Here is a 16,082-nt window from a genome sequence, read left to right as displayed (position 1 = left end):
TCAGTGGTCCCTGGATGCGATGAATCGGGCGAGGTGCAGGAATTCAGCTCGTACGTCCGCAGGCAGGTCGGCGTCGTCGAGGCACCGGGTCGCCGCGTCGAGGCGCCGCCCGGCCTCCGCCTCGGCCCACGCCCGCCCGCCCGCCTCCTCGACCAGGCGGGCGGCGTCGCGCAGGTCGGACTCCGTGAGCGGTTCGGGCCGGGCCAGCAGCTCGGCGAGCCGGCGGCCGGCCGCCGTCGGGCCGGTGAGCGCGGCGACCACGGGCAGGCTCTTCTTGCGGGTCCGCAGATCGGCGAGCACCGGCTTGCCCGTCGCCTCGGTGCTGCCCCAGATGCCGAGCAGGTCGTCGGCCAGCTGGAAGGCCAGGCCCGCCTCGGTGCCGAACGCGGCCAGGGCGTCGGCCAGCCGCGCGGGGCCGCCGGCCGCCGTGACGCCGATCGAGCAGGCGCAGGCGAGCAGCGAGGCGGTCTTGCACCGCGACATGCGCAGGCACTCCTCCCTCGTCACGTCGTCGCGGTCCTGGAACTCCAGATCGAGGGCCTGGCCCGCCACGAGCGAGAGCACGGCCTCGTTGAGCGCGCGGGCCGCGGCCGCGCCGCCGGGCGTCCCCTGTTCCAGCAGGAGCTCCCCGGCCAGGGTGAGCAGCGCGTTGCCGCAGAGCAGCGCATGCGGGCGGCCGAAGACGGTCCAGGCGGCCGGGCGGTGCCGGCGTACCGGGTCGTCGTCCATGACGTCGTCGTGCAGGAGCGAGAACGCGTGCACCAGCTCCACCGCCGCGGCGGCGGGCAGGCACCGCTCGACGTCCGCTCCCGCCGCCCGGCCCGACAGCACCGCGAGCGTCGGCCGCAGCGCCTTCCCGCCGCCGCTCGCAGCGCCTTGGTCGTCGGCCCAGCCGAAGTGGTAGCGGGCGACGCGCGCGGAGAGCGGGTCGAGACGGCCGACGGCCTCGCGCAGCACCGGCTCCACGAGCTCGCGGGCGGCCTCCGCGGCCGGCAGGGTCAGGGTCATGGCGTCGTCTCCTGACGTCGCAGGTGCCGCCTGACCAGGCCGGCCGCATGCAGTCCACTGCGTACGGCCCCTTCCATGGTGTCGGGCCAGCCGGTGTCGGTCCAGGCGCCGGCGAGGTAGAGGCCGGGCCAGTGGGTGGTGCTGCGCGGGCGGAGCGCCCCGCTGCCGGGTGCCTGGCGGAACGTCGCGCGCCGCTCTCTGGTGACGAAGAAGTCGGTCAGCCGGGCCCCGCGCGTGGCGGGAAGAACCGCTCGCAGCGCGGGGACGAACACCTCGCGCAGGTCCGCGGTCGGCCGGTCGATCCAGGTGTCCGCGACCGACACGGACACCGCGAGGTACTGGCCCCGGCGCAGGCCCGCGACGCGGGTCTTGTCGAACACCCACTGCACCGGCGAGTCCGTGACCGCGACGAACGGCGCCGGCATGACCGGCCGGTCGTAGACGGCGTGCACGTTGATGATCGGGCTCGCGTCCAGGGCGTTCCACGTGTCCCTGCCGGGCGCCGCGTCCAGGGGCACCAGCTTCGCGGCCTGCTCGTGGCGGGTGGCCACGATGACCGCCGACGCCCTGATCCTGGCGCCGTCCACGACGACGGCCGGCCCCGGCTCGATGGCGCTGACCTTGGCCCCCACCCGTACGTCGCCGCCGCGCCGGACGATGGCCGCCCTGGCGGCGGTGTCGTGCAGCTCGCCGAGCGGAACCAGCGGGATGCCGAGGTCCGCGGCGTCCGGCCGGCCGAGCAGCGCGGTCTTGAACACCTTCACCGCCGGGCCGAGCGCGGCCTCCTCGACCCCCGTGTTCAGCGCCGCCACCGCGAGCAGGTCCCAGAGCGCCTGCCGGGCCGGGGCCCGCTGGCCGTGCTCGGCGAGCCAGCTCCCGAACGTCACCTCGTCGAGGACGGGATCGGCCGGATCGAGCCTGCTCAGCGCGATGGAGCCGCGCAGAGCGCGGACCCGGTCGCCGGGACGGAGCAGGCGGTAGCCCGCGAGGGCGGGCACGAAGTGCAACGGGCCGGGCAGCGCGGCCCGGCGCAGCCGCCCGGACCGGCCCGCCGCGCTCAGCACCCGCACGTCGAACCGGCTCTGCAGGTCCACCAGCCCGGTGCCGCCGATGCGTTCGAGCAGTCCGCGGTAGGCAGTGCAGCAGCGGAGGAAGACGTGCTGGCCGTTGTCCACCGTCATCCCGTCGCGCTGGAAGGAGCAGGCGGCGCCGCCCAGCCTCGGGCGGGCCTCGTACAGCGTCACGCGGCAACCGGCCTCGGTGAGCGCGATGGCCGCCGAGATGCCGGCCAGGCCGCCGCCGATCACCGCCACCGGCTCGGAGTCCGATCGGGGCCTCATCGGAGGCGTCCCAGGGGAAGGCCGGACCTCATCGCGGCCCCTCATGCCGACGGAAGGCGTTGGAGCGCCGTGTCGGACGGTCTCGTGGTCATGAGGACCCGCGCCCACTCCGTGAGCAGGCGCAGGCGGCGCGGGCGGACGGCACGGCCCAGGACGTCGTAGCGGGCGCCGTCCAGCGCGGCCAGGGTCGCGTGGCCTCCCGCGACGTAGCCCGCCACCGCCGTACGGGCGAAACCGGCCAGCGAGGCGACGATCGCCTCACCCTCGATCAGCAGCTTCGCGGCCCGCGCGGCCTGCACGGCCACCACCGCGCGCAACTGCGGCGAGGTGGCCGGCGCCGCGAGATGGCCGGCCGGGCAGCCGGCCCGCCGCAGGTCCTCCTGCGGCAGGTAGACGCGCCCGCGCCGGTGGTCCTCGCCCACGTCCTGGCAGTGCTCGATGATCTGCAGCGCCGAGCACACGCGGTCCGACAGGGCCAGGCGGGGCTCGCTCACCTCCCCGAACACGTGCAGCACGAGCCGGCCGACCGGGTTCGCCGAGAGCTCGCAGTAGCCGAGCAGGTCGTCGAAGGTCTCGTAGCGGGTGACCGACTGGTCACGCCGGTTGGCCTCGATGAGGCGGCGGAACGGCTCGGCCGGGATCGAGCACTCCCTGACGGTACGGGCCAGCGCCCGGACCGGCCGCAGCCGCGTGGCCTGCCCGTCGTAGAGCCGTGCCAGATCGGCCTCGAACTCGTCCAGCAGGCGCAGCCGGTCACCGGGAGGCTCCTCGTCGCCGACGTCGTCCACGGAGCGCGCGAAGCCGTACACGGCCATGAGGTGGTCGCGGTGCCGACGCGGCAGCAGTCGCGAGGCCACCGGGAAGTTCTCCCGGCGCGCCTTTTCCGCGAGCTCCTGTGAATAGCCCTTCCGAGACAGCACGACAGGGAAATTATCCGTGTCCGGGCAGCGCAAACCTGAGGGCGATCTGTTTGCATTCCAATGCCTCGGCATTTACTGGTCGGTGCCGCCGGTAAATCGGCGTTTGAATGCACGGGGAAAGGGGACTCGCCATTATGGGAACCCGCTGCACAGCATTTAACGGCGGCTCGCCGCCACGCCGTGGTCGCGCAGCGGTCCCACCCTCAGGCCCATGAGCCGGCAGCGCTCCACGAGCGCGGGGAGGGCGTCGAGCGCCGATCGCCAGGAACCAGGAACGGAGGCGTGGTCGGAGTCATGGAGCAGGACGGTCGCCCCGCCGCGCAGCCCGGCCGCCACGGTGGCGAGGACCGAGCGCGGCGTGGCCGCCGCCTCCCAGTCCCGGCCCCAGTCGGTCCACAGCACGGGACGCAGCCCCAGCACGCGGGCGGAGAGCAGCGCCTCCAGGCTGAGAGCCCCGTAGGGCGGGCGGTACCAGGCCGGGCGGACCCCGGCGACCGCCCGCACCAGGCCGGCGGCGCGGCCGATCTCGGCCGTCAGCCGTCCCGGCGGGGCGAGCAGGGCGTTGCCGTGCCGCCAGCCGTGCACGGCCAGCTCGTGGCCCTCGGCCACGATGCGGCGGCCCAGTCGCGGGTGCCGTTCGAGCAGCTCGCCGAGGACGAAGAAGGTCGCGTGACAGCCGAGGCGGCCGAGCTCGTCCAGGAAACGCGGGGTGGAGCCGGGATGAGGACCGTCGTCGAAGGTGAGCGCCACGTGGCCGGGGTCGCCGGCGCCGGCGAGAGCGGGCATCCACCGCCGGACCGACGGCAGCCAGGTGGCGGCCGGGGCCGCGTGCAGCAGGGACAGGCAGGCCAGCCCGAGCGGCAGGGCGATCCGGCTCATCGCCGCGCCGCCCGTCCGCCCGGGAGAGCCGGGAAGCGGCGGCGGGTGCTCATCCTCACCGCGTCGATGGGCAGCGGCCACGACGGGGTCGCGGCCGAGCTGGCCGCGCGGCTCGCGGCCGAGAACGCCGAAGCGCGGATCATCGATGTCCTCCTGCTCTTCCCGCTCCGGCTGGGAACGGCGCTGCGCCACGGGTACCGCTGGATGATCCTGCGCGCCCCCTGGCTCTACGAGCTCATCTACCAGGTCTTCTTCGTCGGCAAACGGGCGCCGGGGACGTCTCCGCTCACGGTTCTCGCGGCGGCCCGCCTGCGCCGGCTCGTGGACGGCTGGCGGCCCGACGAGGTGGTCTCGACGTTCCATCTGGCCGCGCAGATCACGGGACGGCTGCGCGAGCGCGGCGGGCTGGCCTGCCCGAGCACTGTGCTGGTCACGGACTTCGCGGTGCACCGGTTGTGGCTGCACCGCGGCAACGACCGGTACCTGTGCCCGAATCCCGACATCATTGGATATGTAGCCGCATGCACCCGTCGGCCGGCGCTGCGCTGCGCGCCCGTCGTCCGCCCGGTGTTCGGGCGGGCCGTGGCCGATCCCGGGCGGGTGGCCCGCGGTGTCGGCGTGGATCCCGGCGACCGGCTCGTCCTGGTGTCGGGCGGGTCATGGGGGGCCGGGGAGATCGTCGCGACCGCGCGCGCCCTGGTGAGGTCGGGGCGGTACACGCCGCTCGTCTTGTGCGGGGACAACGCCGAGCTGCGGCGCCGCCTGCGCGCGGCCGGGCTGGGGCCCGCGCTCGGCTGGCGCGACGACGTCCCCGAGCTCATGGCGGCCGCGTACGCCCTGGTCGACAACGGCTCCGGCCTGACCTGCGAGGAGGCGTTCGCCGCCGGGCTGCCGGTCGTCATCCACCGGCCGATCAGCGGCCACGGGCGCGACGGAGCGCGCGCGATGGCCGCGGCCGGGGTGAGCGCGTGCACCGGCGACGCGGCCGCGCTGCTGGAGGCGCTGGACCTGCTCGACGACGCGCCGACGCGCAAGCGCCGTACGGACCGCGCCTCCGCCCTGTTCCGCTCGATGCCGGCCGAGGCGGGCCTCGTCTCCTCACCGAAGGGGCGCGTTCTGGGCCTGGATGAGCGGCGAGCGGGCCAGCTGGATGACCCCATAGGCCAGGCTCCCGATGCCGATCGCCTCCAACACGATCCATGAGCCGGAGCGGATGGGCTCACCGAACAGCAGCGCGCCGTACAGGATGCCGGCGATGGGGTCGCTGATGGTCAGCGCGGGCTGCGCGACCACCAGCGGGCCGCTGTGCAGGGCGTGCTGCAGGAGGACCAGACTGCACAGGCCGGCCAGCACCATCGCGTACAACTGCCAGGTCAGCGGCAGCGCGCTCAGGTCCTCCTGGGCGATGGTCGTGACCCTCTTCATGAGCGTCGCGGTGAAGGCGAAGCCGATGCCCGCGGCCACGCCCATCGCCGCGGGCCGGAGGGGCCCCTTGGCCAGGACCCCCACCGTGACCAGCGCGGCCACGACGACCACGGTCACGAGGGTGGCGACGATCCAGCCGATCGCGTCGGGAAGCCACCGCCCCACCTGAGGCGACGCCGCCATGAGGAATATCGCGAGCCCGCCCGACAACGCGGCGATCGCCAGCCAGAGGTGCCTGTCCAGGACGGCGCCGAACGCCAGCGACAGAATGATCATGGTGAACGGCAGCTCGACCACCATGACCGGCTGGACCAGGGCGACGGCTCCCCGCGACAGCGCGCTGGCCTGGAACAGGAAGCCCCCGATCAGCGCCAGGATCCCGAGCAGCCACACCGGCTTGCGCACCAGCGCCAGGATCAGGCCCATCCGCGCCTTCGGATCCTGCGGCACCGTCAGCGCCGCGCGCCGCTGCAGGACCGAGGAGACGGCGTTGCACAGCGCCGCGAGCACCGCCAGCAGCGCGGCAGTGATCAATGCGACCCGGCACGGTCGGCCGGCCGGCCTCTCCCGCGCCCGGCCCGGGCGAGGGCCCGCACCGCGACCACGGATTTCTCCTTCGTCGTCAAGGACAGCCGAGCCGCCACCGCGCGGTGGGGATCGGCCGAGATGCGGTCGAGCAGGCACCGGTAGATGCCGGCCATGGTGGCCGTGCAGGCGGCGCTGCGCGCGTCCAGCATGGGCAGCAGGCGCATCCCGACCGCGAACCAGTCGCGTGCCCGGTCGGCCTCGAACCTGACCAAGTCGGCCAGGCGCTCCGGCGGGTCCAGGAACCGGCCGGACGCGTCGACGTCCAGGGTGCAGCCGAACCGTTCGAGGTCCTCCGCGGGCAGGTAGATCCGCCCGGCCATGCGGTCCTCGCGCAGGTCGCGCAGGATGTTGGTGATCTGCAGGGCCACGCCGAGCGCGTCCGCGAGCGGCGTGGCCGCCTCGACGTCGTCCGAGCCGAACACGCCCAGCGACAGCCGCCCGATCGAGCCGGCGACGCACCGGCAGTAGCCGACCAGGTCGTCGAAGCTCGCGTACGTCCTCCCGTGCACGTCCGCGACGCAGCCGTCGACCAGATCGGCGAACGCGCGCAGCGGGATCGGATAGCGGCGCGCGGCCTCGAACAGCGCCACCAGCACGAGGTCGTGCGCGTCGGGGCCGGCCGCGTCCAGCGTCTCGCGGACCGCGGACAGGTCGGCCAGCCGCCGCCCGGCCGGGCCGTCGCCGTCGGCGATGTCGTCGATCCTGCGGGCGAGCGCGTAGACGGCGCTCAGCGCACGCCGCTTGGGGACGGGGAGCAGCCGCAGACCGTACGAGAAGTTGCGGGCCTGACTGCGCATGATCTGCTCGCAGTGCCGGTACGCCTTCTTGGAATGCTCGGACGTCATGGCAGCGACGGCCGTTTGCGTATTTTCCCCCATGGCATGAATGAGGGCTGTCCGCTGGGTCGCGGCGATAAACCCGATCATCGCCCGTAAAGGGAGCCGCCGGACATGACAGGGTCGTTTGTTTGCGCGCGGTTGAAGAATACGACCGTCCATTTGTTCCGCCCGGTGAATTCCCGGAGAATTCCACGACGATCCCGGCCGGGAGGGGCCGCCGAGGCCGACGGGGACGGCCGGACCGCCACCGCCCGCCGGCGGCCTCGGACCCCGCCCCCGCCCCCGGGCGGAGCCGCGTCCGGAAGAATCTCAAAAGATCTTGAAACCGTGTGTCGAAATCGGCCCGGCCCGTTCGCAGCGTATGCAGACGGTCCGGATGCGCCGGTCCCGCCGACAGGAGGTTGACGACCATGACCACGCAGCAGCTCACCCACGCCCGCCCGATCTCCACCCAGCGCCTGCTCCTCGGCTGCGGCGTCGTCGCCGGACCCTTCTACGTGACCGTCGCCCTGGCCCAGGCGTTCACCCGGGAGGGCTTCGACCTGGCCCGCCACCCGTGGAGCTTCCTGGCCAACGGCGAGCTCGGCTGGATCCAGACCGCCAACTTCGTCCTCACCGCCCTCGCCACCATCGCCGCCGCCGCCGGCCTGCGCCGCGCACTGACGCCGGGGCGGGGAGCCCGATGGGCGCCGGCCCTGGTCGGCGTGTTCGGCGCCAGCATGATCGGTGCCGCGGTCTTCCCCGCCGACCCCGCTATGGGCTTCCCCGCCGGAACCCCGGAGGGCCCGGGGGCCATCACCCTGTCAGGGACCCTGCACATGGCCGTCGGCGGCGTCGGGTTCCTGTGCATGGCGGCGGCCTGCTACGTCATCGCCTCCCGGCAGGCCCGCCAGGGCCGCGGCGGCTGGGCCCTGTACTCCCGTGTCACCGGCACGCTGTTCCTCGGCTCGTTCGTCGGCATCGCGAGCGGCTCCGGATCCGCCTGGACCAACCTGATGTTCGTCGCCGGCATCGTGGCGGTCTGGTGCTGGCTGTCGCTGATGTCGCTGAGCCTGTACCGTCACGCCGCCTGACCACCCGTAACAACAACTCTCTGGAACGAGGAGATTCACATGCGCTACCTGGTCACGTTCAAGGCCACCGCCCAGCCCGCCGGACCGCCGCCGGCCGACCTCATGGAGGCCATCTTCAAGCTCGGTCAGGAGGCCACCGAGGCCGGGGTCATGCTCGACAACAGCGGCCTGGCCCCCAGCTCCGAGGGAGCGCGGGTCGAGGTGAGCGGGGGCCGGCTGACCGTCAGCGACGGGCCGTTCGCCGAGGCCAAGGAGCTGATCAGCTACGCGCTGTACGAGGTCAGGAGCAAGGAGGAGATCGTGGAGTGGACCACCCGCTTCGTCAAGCTGCACCGTGACCTGTGGCCGGGTTGGGAGGGCGAGTCGGACATCCTGCGGCTGTTCGGGCCGGAGGACTTCGCCCCGTCGGCCTGATCAGCCGCTTCACCGGGCCGGGGACATGGTCCCCGGCCCAGTGATATTCAAGGACATATGACGGTAGACGCTGCGCATCGGGCGGTGGAGGCGGTGTGGCGGATCGAGTCCGCCCGGGTCATCGCGGCCCTCGCCCGCATGGTCAACGACATCGGGCTGGCCGAGGAGCTGGCGCAGGACGCGCTGGTGGCCGCGCTCGAGGAGTGGCCGCGCAAGGGCGTGCCGGACAATCCGGGGGCGTGGCTGACGCTCACCGCCAAGCATCGGGCCATCGACCAGTTCCGCCGTCGCGACACCTACCAGCGCAAGCTGCAGGAGATCGGCCTGGACCAGGAGCTGCGCCAGGAGTCGGCGGAGGCCGAGCTCGACGACGCCCTCGACGACCACATCGGCGACGACCTGCTCCGCCTGATCTTCACCGCCTGCCATCCGGCGCTCCCCGTCGAGGGCCGGCTGGCGCTCACCCTCCGCCTGCTCGGCAACCTGACCACCGCCGAGATCGCCCGCGCCTTCCTGGTTCCCGAGCCGACCGTCGGGCAGCGCATCTCGCGCGCCAAGCGCACCCTCGCCGACAAGAAGATCCCGATCGAGCTGCCGCCGCCCGCCGAGCTGCCGGCGCGGCTGGCCTCCCTCCTGGAGGTCATCTACCTGATCTTCAACGAGGGGTACGCGGCGACCGCCGGCGACGACTGGATCCGCCCGTCGCTGTGCCAGGAGGCCATGCGCCTCGGCCGCGTGCTGGCCGGGCTCATGCCCGAAGAGCCCGAGGTCCACGGCCTGCTCGCGCTCATGGAGATCCAGTCCTCGCGGCTCCCGGCCAGGACCGCGCCCGACGGCAGGCCCATCCTCCTGCTCGACCAGGACCGCAGCCGCTGGGACCGGCTGCTGATCCGCCGCGGCCTGGCCGCGCTGCGCCGCGCCGAGGAGCTGGGCACGCTCGGGCCGTACGGGCTGCAGGCCGCCATCGCCGCCTGCCACGCCCGCGCGCTCACCCCGGAGGCCACCGACTGGGAGCGCATGGCCGCCCTCTACCGGCTGCTGGCGCACCTCACGCCCTCGCCGATCGTCGAGCTGAACCGGGCGGTCGCGGTCGGCATGGCGTACGGGCCCGCACGCGGCCTGGAGATCGCCGACAGCCTCCGGGACGAGCGGGCCCTGCAGGGGTACGCGCAGCTGCCCGCCGTCCGCGGGGACCTGCTGGCCAGGCTCGGACGGGCCGAGGAGGCGAGCGCCGAGTTCCGGCGCGCGGCCGAGCTGACCAGGAACGCGCGCGAGCGCGACCTGTTCCTGGAGCGCGCCGCCGCCGGGTCCGTCACGCCGGGTCGTCCATGAGGTCGCGCAGCACGGCGCGCAGCACGTCGGGCACCCGGCAGGGCTTTCCTGAGTCGTCGAGGTGGACGACCGTGTGCGCGCCGCTCACGGCGACGTGCTCCGCCTCGAGGATCCGCCACCCGTAGGTGATCGAGGTGTTCCCCAGCGCCTCGACCCGGAGCTCGACGACGTATTCCGCGCCGTCCGCGAGCGGCCGCTCGAAGCTCGCGCGGACGGTCCGCCGGGGGAAACCGGCGACCGGCAGGCCGACCGACCGGTAGAGGACGTGCTCGGCGTTCTCGGCCCACTTGAGGGCGTTCGTGTAGTGGTACAGCCCGGAGGCGTCGGTCTCGTGGAAGGCGACCACGCCGCGTACCCGATGCACGCTCATGCGGCGCTCAGCTGCTTGAGTCCGAGCAGCTCGCGCGCCTCCGCCGGGGTGGCGAGCTCGTGGCCGAGTTCCTTGATGATGCGCACCGCCCGCTCCACGAGCCGGACGTTCGTCGCCGGCACGCCACGCGCGTAGTAGAGGTTGTCCTCCAGGCCCACCCGCATGTGCCCACCGAGCAGCAGGCCGTGCGTGGTCGCGGGAAGCTGAGTCGGGCCGATCCCCGAGACACCCCAGATCGTGCCCTCCGGCAGGTGCTCGACGAGCAACTGGAGGATCTTCGGGGTGTAGGGCAGCGCACCCTGGAATCCTCGCTGGCCGCCGAGCACGATGTTGCAGTAGTACGGCTTCGTGTCGAGCCCCTCCGCGGCGAGCTCGGTGAAGTCGGAGAGGATGTGGCCGAGGTCGAAGACCTCCCACTCGGGCTTGATCCCGCGCTTGGTCATCTCCTCCAGCAGCCGACGCACGCGTTTGGGCGTCGTGGTCACCAGGTGCTCGCGGCCCTCGAACGAGGCCGTGATGGTGTGGGAGTCCAGCGTGGCCATCTCGCAGTGCTCGCCCTCGATGCCCTTGATCCGCTCGTTCCAGTCGAGCTCCCACAACTCGTCGTTGAGCCGGACCGGCAGGTCGCCGTGGATGCCGCCGCCGGTGGAGTTGTTGATGACGATGTCGGTACGGGCCCGGATCAACTGGTTGATCTCGGAGTAGACCTCGGGATCGCAGGTCGCGAGGCCGTCCTCGCGCCGGGCGTGCACGGCGACCACGCTCGCGCCCAGCTCCCAGCACCGGGCGACGTCGTCCGCGATCTCCCGCGGGGTCACCGGCAGGTGCGGGTTCTGGTCCTTGGTCGCCATGCCGCCGGTCGGGGCGACGGTGAGGATGATCTTGCGGCTCATGGTCGTCTCCACATCGGTTCCAGGTCGATGTCGTGGAACGGCTCCTGGTCGTGCCGGTGCACGTCGATCGCGAGCAGTGTTCCAGTGGCCGGGTCCGCCCAGCCCGTCACGGTGAGGTCGGGGTGCAGGGTGGCGCCGGAGGCCGCGGGGAGAGCCGGCCGGAAGCGGTGGGCGCCCTCGCGCCAGCGGGTGGAGCCGACGGACAGGACGGTGCCGTCCAGCGTGCGCACGTGCCACCGGCCCGATGCGTCGTCACGTACGGCGATGAGACGGTCGGCGAGGCGTACGGCGCCTTCGACGGGCTCGTCGCTCACGGGAGCCGGCTCGGGCAGGGTGCCCGGATCCACGCCGAGGCGCGCGGCCCGGATCCCCCTGCGGGCTGCCGACGTCGCGGCCTCGTCGACACGCCGGCCGTCCTCGGCGAGGACGACGCCGTACGTCTCCAGCGCCTCGAACTCGGAGACCAGCCCGTAGCGCACGTCGTCCAGCACGTCCTGCGGGGAGCGGTCGAGCGGGTCGCCGAGGCCGCCGCCGCCCTGCCAGGTGACCTCGAAGAGGTCGGCCGGAGTGATGGGGAAGGAGCCGGGCTTCGGGCCCAGGTCCGTCTCCGCGCCGCCCCTGGGGGTGAAGCGCTGGGCGACGAGCCCGCCGGGCAGGCCACCGCCGATGCCGATGGAGTTCGGCACCTCGGCGCCGTGCGTCATGACCAGCGCTTCGGCCTTGGGGACCGAGACGGTGAGGCCGATCTCGGCGCTGACGCCGCCGCGGCGCCTGCCGGGGCCTCCCGTGTCGGTGGCGAGCCGGCGGTAGTGGTAGAAGAGCGGGTTCTTCTGCTCGTTCGTCTCGACGTCCGCGATCGACGGGCACGGCGCGTTGATCGGGCCGGCCGCGTTCTGGCCGTCGTGGTCGGCGAACGCGCCGAAACCTCCCGCGAGCGGGTCCATGAGGTGAAGGCCGAAGACCTTGTCGTGGCGGTCGCGGCCCGAGAGGTTGAAGGTCGCCATGGTGCCCGAGCTGACGGCCTGGGCGCGGTGCGCGTACTTCGGTGAGGCGAACAGGAGGCGGTTGAGAGCTGCGGAGACCACGTTGCTGACCGTCCACACCGCCTCGACGGTCGCCGAGCCGACCGGGGCCGGCGGCACGGCCGTGCAGATGAGACCGTCGGGCGCGGAGATCTCGACCGGGCGCAGGATGCCTTCGTTCCACGGGATGCCGAAGCCCAGCGTGGGGATCACGGCGCCGGCGACGCCGCCGGCCAGCCCGGCTCGCGAGGAGTTGATGAAGCCGTTGGCCTGGGGTGAGGAGCCCGAGAAGTCGAAACGCAGCGAGTCGCCGCGCTTGCTCAGCACGCAGTCGATGACGAAGAGGATGTCCTTCTTCCCGTCGTGCTCCAGGAAGTCCCGCGTGCGTACGACGCCGTCGGGAAGCTCGCGCAGGCGCGCACGCATGAGCGACTCGGCGTCGTCGACCATCGCGTGCATGACCGACAGGACGGTGTCCTTGCCGTAGCGGTGCGAGAGCTCCGCCATCCGCTCGGCCGCGACGTTGAGGGTGGCGATGAAGGCCCGGATGTCGAGGCCCACCTGCGCGGGCAGGCGCGACGCGGCGAGGATCATCTCAAGGACGTCCTCGCGCAGCTCGCCCCCGTCCACGAGCTTGACGGCCGGGATGCGAAGCCCTTCCTGCCACACCTCCGTCGCCTTCGGCGACCAGGACGCGAAGTCCATGCCGCCGATGTCGGTCTCGTGGGCCATCACGCCGGCCCATCCGAGGAGTTCCCCGTCGACCATGAGCGGCGCGCACATCTGGACGTCGTTCTGGTGCAGTGCGCCGATGAACGGGTCGTTGCCGATGATGCGGTCGCCGTCCTTGAGCTTCGTCCCCTTCGCCAGCAGGTGACGGATCAGCGAGCCGACCGGTGGCGCCTCGAAGGTGACCTGGTGGCCCATGGTGACGAACGACCCGTCCGGCAGATAGACGCCGGTGAAGAAGTCGCTGGCCTCCGTGACCGTCGGGCTTCCGCTGACCGATTGGAGGGCGAGCCGCATCTGGTCGGTGATCGCGATGAGCCGGCTGCGGATGACCTGCCGGACGACCGGATCGCTCTCTGTGGGGGACGTCATCAGTTCACCTTCACGTGGATGAGCCCGAGGGAGTCGGTGGTGGCCACGCCCTTGGGCGGTACCACCACGACGCAGCCCGGGAGCTGGACGAGCGCGGGCCCGACGATCCGCTGGCCGGGCGCGGGCCACCGTACGGAGTAGACGTCGGTCTCGTCGGGGCGGCCGGCGTCGTCGAAGACGACGGGACGGGTGCCGAGCCTGGTGAACCGTTCGCCGGTGCCGGTTCCGCCGATCTCGGTGGCGGGAAGGGCGGCGACCGAGCGCACCGCGAGGATCTCGAACCCGGCTTCGCGGAAGCCTGAGCCCTTGCCCCACAGTTGTTCGTACTCCTTCTCGAACCTCTGCAGCAGATCGGCGACGGCGTCCTCGTCCGGCGCGTCACCGATCGCGACGTCGAGGTGGTGCGCCTGGCCGAAGTAGCGGATCGACGCCACGTGCGTCACCGTGCTGCGGGCCGGGTCGGGGATCTCGGCGAGGACCGCCGCGCGCGTCCGCTCCAGTGCGGCAGCGATCACCGCCGCGTCCTCCTCGGCGGGGCCCACCTCGGGCAGCACCCGGCGGTAGCAGGTCCGGGAAGCCGTCGTCTTGAGGTCGGAGGTGCCGGCGCCGAACGCCGACTGCGCGGTCGCGGCCGGAGGCACGATGAACCCGTCGAGGCCCGCCTCACGGCAGAGGGCCCACGCGTGGGAAGGGCCGGCTCCGCCGCCCGCGACGAGGGTGAACTCGCGCGGGTCGTGGCCACGTTCGATCGTCACCGCGCGCAGGAGGTCGGCCATGACGTTGTCGAAGACGACGCGGATCGCCCGCGCGGCCTCGATCGCGTCGAGCCCGAGTGGCCTTCCGACCTTCTCCTCGATCGCGGCGGCCGCCGCCTGCCGGTCGAGCACGATGCCGCCGGAGCCGAACTGTTCCGGGTCGAGCACGCCGAGCACCAGATCCGCGTCCGTCGTCGTCGGCTCCGTGCCGCCCTTGCCGTAGCAGACCGGGCCCGGGTGGGCGCCCGCACTGCGCGGACCGACGCTGAGGACGCCGCCCTCGACGGCGGCGATGGAGCCGCCGCCGGCGCCGATGCTCGCGATGTCGATGCTCGGCACGCGCATGTCGGCGCCGCCGAAGGTCACCTCGTCGGTCATGAGGGCGACTCCGTCGACGATCACGCCGACGTCGAAGCTCGTGCCGCCGACGTCCATCGTCAGGACGTGCGTCGTGCCGAGCAGGGAGCCGAGCTTCTGCCCGGCGACGACGCACGACGCCGGACCCGAGAGGAGGTTGGACACGGGACGCTCGGTGACCGTACGCGCGGGGACGACGCCGCCGGCGCTCGTGGTCATCATGATCGGGGCCGTCATGCCGAGGGCCGCGAGCTCTTCCTCCAGGCGGGCGAGGTAGTGGCCCTGGATCGGGCCGAGCGCCGCGTTGGCCACGGTCGTCGAGGCGCGTGCGTACTCGCCGACCGACGGCGCGATCTCGTGCGAGAGCGAGACGAAGACGCCGGGCATCATCGTACGGACGGCGGCCGCCACCTCTCGCTCGTGCGCCGGGTTCTCGGTCGCCCAGAGCAGGCAGATCGCGACGGCCTCGACCCCGGCGTCCTTCAGCTTGAGCACCGCCTCGCGGACCGAGCCCGCGTCCAGCGGGGTGCGTACGAGCCCGTCGGAGTCGACGCGCTCGTGGACCTCGGCGACGAGAGTGCGGGGGACGAGCGGGGGAGTCCGGCCGCGCAGATGGTAGTCGCCCAGGTCGAGCCCCTGGAGACCGGCCGTGCCGCGCCGCAGCCGCCCGATCTCCAGAACGTCACCGAAACCGCGCGTCGTGATGAGCCCGGTCCGCGCTGCGCGCCCCGTCAGCAGCGCGTTCAGTCCGACGGTGGTGCCGTGACCGAACCGCGTGACGGCGGGTGCGAGCCGGCGGAGGTCGACACCGGCGGTCTCCGCCGCCAGCCGGACCGCGTTGACCACGCCGGTCACCACGTCGTCGGTGGTCGGCGACTTGCACACCCACGTGTCGCCCGACGGTGAGCGCAGCCAGAGGTCGGTGAAGGTGCCGCCGACGTCGCTGCCGACGGCCCATCCCGGCTCGATCGTCGTCTCTGTCACCATCAGACAACCCCCATGCCGCCGTCGATCTTGAACGATGAGCCCGTGACGTCCTTCGCGGCGTCGGACGCGAGGAAGGCGACGAGCGCCGCCACGTCCTCGGCGGTCTGGAACCGGCCCATCGGGATGCCTTCGCGGAACCACTCCCAGGCGTCGCCCACGCTGAGACCGCGCAGCTGGCTGATGCCCTCGGTGACCCGCTCGTGCAGGGCGGTGGCGACGATGCCGGGATGCACCGAGTTCACCGTGATGCCGTGCTGGGCGAGCTCCGCGGCGAGGCTGAGCGTCATCCCGGTGACCGCGAACTTCGAGGTGACGTACGGAGCCACGTAGGGCGCCGGCTTGAGCCCGAGGATCGAGGACATGTTGATGATCCGTCCGCTCCCGCGCTCGGTCATCACGGGGATCACAGCACGGGTCGTGTAGAACGTGCCCTTCACGTTGATGTCCAGGACGAAGTCGAAGTCCTCGTCGGTGATCTCCGCGGTCGGGTGGGAGTGGATGTTCGTCCCCGCGTTGTTGACCAGCACGTCGATCCTGCCGTAGCGCGACAGGGTTTCCTCGACGAGCCTGCGGGCGTGCTCCGGACTGCGGACGTCATGCTCCACGGCCAGCGCTTCCGGAAGCTCAGCCGCGCGCGCCTTCACCTCCTCGACGTCGATGTCGGAGAGGACGACCGCGAAGCCCTCGTCGGACAGTCTCCTCGCGATCGCGAGGCCGATCCCCTTCGCCGCGCCCGTGACCACGGCGACCTGTTGTGCCATCATCGGTTCCCCCGCAGC

General features: G+C 72.7%; 15 protein-coding genes. 4 read left to right on the top strand and 11 right to left on the bottom strand.

Going from position 1 to position 16,082, the window contains the following annotated elements:
* From BMW85_RS29805 to BMW85_RS29790, 4 genes are all read right to left on the bottom strand, one after another.
* A complete protein-coding gene (locus BMW85_RS29805; RefSeq protein WP_091087979.1) occupies positions 1 to 1,008 on the bottom strand; it encodes a polyprenyl synthetase family protein in 1,008 nt (335 codons plus the stop codon).
* Positions 1,005 to 2,348 (bottom strand): hydroxysqualene dehydroxylase HpnE, encoded by a 1,344-nt coding sequence (gene hpnE / locus BMW85_RS29800; RefSeq protein WP_091087977.1) that lies wholly within the window; start codon positions 2,346 to 2,348, stop codon positions 1,005 to 1,007. Before hpnE ends, BMW85_RS29805 begins: the two co-directional genes overlap by 4 nt.
* Positions 2,349 to 2,389: 41 nt before the next feature.
* Positions 2,390 to 3,268: a squalene synthase HpnC gene (hpnC, locus tag BMW85_RS29795; protein ID WP_245775143.1), complete on the bottom strand. Its 879-nt coding sequence runs from the start codon at positions 3,266 to 3,268 to the stop codon at positions 2,390 to 2,392.
* Between the two features lie 156 nt (positions 3,269 to 3,424).
* Positions 3,425 to 4,147: a polysaccharide deacetylase family protein gene (locus tag BMW85_RS29790; RefSeq protein ID WP_091087971.1), complete on the bottom strand. Its 723-nt coding sequence runs from the start codon at positions 4,145 to 4,147 to the stop codon at positions 3,425 to 3,427.
* A gap of 45 nt (positions 4,148 to 4,192) precedes the next feature.
* Between BMW85_RS29790 and BMW85_RS29785 the strand changes: the two genes are divergently transcribed.
* Positions 4,193 to 5,350 (top strand): MGDG synthase family glycosyltransferase, encoded by a 1,158-nt coding sequence (locus BMW85_RS29785; RefSeq protein ID WP_091087970.1) that lies wholly within the window; start codon positions 4,193 to 4,195, stop codon positions 5,348 to 5,350.
* Here BMW85_RS29785 and BMW85_RS29780 read toward each other — a convergent pair.
* The gene (locus BMW85_RS29780) at positions 5,246 to 6,106 is read right to left on the bottom strand and encodes a DMT family transporter (protein WP_091087967.1); all 861 of its coding nucleotides are present in this window, start codon (positions 6,104 to 6,106) and stop codon (positions 5,246 to 5,248) included. The genes BMW85_RS29785 and BMW85_RS29780 overlap by 105 nt on opposite strands.
* Entirely contained in the window at positions 6,103 to 7,005 is a 903-nt protein-coding gene (locus tag BMW85_RS29775) for a phytoene/squalene synthase family protein (RefSeq protein ID WP_091087965.1), read from the bottom strand. The genes BMW85_RS29780 and BMW85_RS29775 overlap by 4 nt, the downstream gene beginning before the upstream one ends.
* 404 nt (positions 7,006 to 7,409) lie before the next feature.
* Here BMW85_RS29775 and BMW85_RS29770 point away from each other — a divergent pair, with 404 nt between their 5' ends.
* Genes BMW85_RS29770 through BMW85_RS29760 form a run of 3 tightly spaced genes read left to right on the top strand, consistent with a single transcriptional unit; the run spans position 7,410 to position 9,818 of the window.
* Positions 7,410 to 8,072: a DUF998 domain-containing protein gene (locus tag BMW85_RS29770; RefSeq protein ID WP_091087963.1), complete on the top strand. Its 663-nt coding sequence runs from the start codon at positions 7,410 to 7,412 to the stop codon at positions 8,070 to 8,072.
* 39 nt (positions 8,073 to 8,111) lie between these two features.
* The gene (locus BMW85_RS29765; protein WP_091087960.1) at positions 8,112 to 8,486 is read left to right on the top strand and encodes a YciI family protein; all 375 of its coding nucleotides are present in this window, start codon (positions 8,112 to 8,114) and stop codon (positions 8,484 to 8,486) included.
* Between the two features lie 57 nt (positions 8,487 to 8,543).
* Positions 8,544 to 9,818, top strand: coding sequence for an RNA polymerase sigma factor (locus BMW85_RS29760; protein ID WP_091087958.1), 1,275 nt, complete (start codon positions 8,544 to 8,546; stop codon positions 9,816 to 9,818).
* On the opposite strand, the gene BMW85_RS29755 is transcribed toward BMW85_RS29760, so the two are convergent.
* From BMW85_RS29755 to BMW85_RS29735, 5 genes are read right to left on the bottom strand one after another with little or no spacing between them, the layout of a single operon-like run.
* Complete coding sequence (locus tag BMW85_RS29755) at positions 9,799 to 10,188, bottom strand: acyl-CoA thioesterase (protein WP_091087956.1); 390 nt, start codon at positions 10,186 to 10,188, stop codon at positions 9,799 to 9,801. The genes BMW85_RS29760 and BMW85_RS29755 overlap by 20 nt on opposite strands.
* Positions 10,185 to 11,081: a beta-keto acid cleavage family enzyme gene (locus tag BMW85_RS29750; protein ID WP_091087954.1), complete on the bottom strand. Its 897-nt coding sequence runs from the start codon at positions 11,079 to 11,081 to the stop codon at positions 10,185 to 10,187. The genes BMW85_RS29755 and BMW85_RS29750 overlap by 4 nt, the downstream gene beginning before the upstream one ends.
* On the bottom strand, positions 11,078 to 13,204 hold the full coding sequence (locus BMW85_RS29745; RefSeq protein ID WP_091087952.1) for a hydantoinase B/oxoprolinase family protein: 2,127 nt from the start codon (positions 13,202 to 13,204) through the stop codon (positions 11,078 to 11,080). The genes BMW85_RS29750 and BMW85_RS29745 overlap by 4 nt, the downstream gene beginning before the upstream one ends.
* The gene (locus BMW85_RS29740) at positions 13,204 to 15,303 is read right to left on the bottom strand and encodes a hydantoinase/oxoprolinase family protein (protein WP_218155975.1); all 2,100 of its coding nucleotides are present in this window, start codon (positions 15,301 to 15,303) and stop codon (positions 13,204 to 13,206) included. The genes BMW85_RS29745 and BMW85_RS29740 overlap by 1 nt, the downstream gene beginning before the upstream one ends.
* The gene (locus BMW85_RS29735; RefSeq protein ID WP_091087949.1) at positions 15,303 to 16,067 is read right to left on the bottom strand and encodes an SDR family NAD(P)-dependent oxidoreductase; all 765 of its coding nucleotides are present in this window, start codon (positions 16,065 to 16,067) and stop codon (positions 15,303 to 15,305) included. The genes BMW85_RS29740 and BMW85_RS29735 overlap by 1 nt, the downstream gene beginning before the upstream one ends.
* Positions 16,068 to 16,082: the final 15 nt, after the last annotated feature.

Origin of the sequence: Nonomuraea wenchangensis, from assembly GCF_900111685.1 — a bacterium.
Classification (GTDB): Bacteria; Actinomycetota; Actinomycetes; order Streptosporangiales; family Streptosporangiaceae; genus Nonomuraea; species Nonomuraea wenchangensis.
This window is presented reverse-complemented; position numbering and strand designations above follow the sequence as displayed.

Bases quoted from the DNA above. Each gene is read 5' to 3' on its own strand.
- BMW85_RS29805 (WP_091087979.1), bottom strand. From the start codon at position 1,008: ATGACCCTGACCCTGCCGGCCGCGGAGGCCGCCCGCGAGCTCGTGGAG.
- hpnE (WP_091087977.1), bottom strand. From the start codon at position 2,348: ATGAGGCCCCGATCGGACTCCGAGCCGGTGGCGGTGATCGGCGGCGGC.
- BMW85_RS29790 (WP_091087971.1), bottom strand. From the start codon at position 4,147: ATGAGCCGGATCGCCCTGCCGCTCGGGCTGGCCTGCCTGTCCCTGCTG.
- BMW85_RS29775 (WP_091087965.1), bottom strand. From the start codon at position 7,005: ATGACGTCCGAGCATTCCAAGAAGGCGTACCGGCACTGCGAGCAGATC.
- BMW85_RS29770 (WP_091087963.1), top strand. From the start codon at position 7,410: ATGACCACGCAGCAGCTCACCCACGCCCGCCCGATCTCCACCCAGCGC.
- BMW85_RS29765 (WP_091087960.1), top strand. From the start codon at position 8,112: ATGCGCTACCTGGTCACGTTCAAGGCCACCGCCCAGCCCGCCGGACCG.
- BMW85_RS29760 (WP_091087958.1), top strand. From the start codon at position 8,544: ATGACGGTAGACGCTGCGCATCGGGCGGTGGAGGCGGTGTGGCGGATC.
- BMW85_RS29755 (WP_091087956.1), bottom strand. From the start codon at position 10,188: ATGAGCGTGCATCGGGTACGCGGCGTGGTCGCCTTCCACGAGACCGAC.
- BMW85_RS29750 (WP_091087954.1), bottom strand. From the start codon at position 11,081: ATGAGCCGCAAGATCATCCTCACCGTCGCCCCGACCGGCGGCATGGCG.
- BMW85_RS29745 (WP_091087952.1), bottom strand. From the start codon at position 13,204: ATGACGTCCCCCACAGAGAGCGATCCGGTCGTCCGGCAGGTCATCCGC.
- BMW85_RS29740 (WP_218155975.1), bottom strand. From the start codon at position 15,303: ATGGTGACAGAGACGACGATCGAGCCGGGATGGGCCGTCGGCAGCGAC.
- BMW85_RS29735 (WP_091087949.1), bottom strand. From the start codon at position 16,067: ATGATGGCACAACAGGTCGCCGTGGTCACGGGCGCGGCGAAGGGGATC.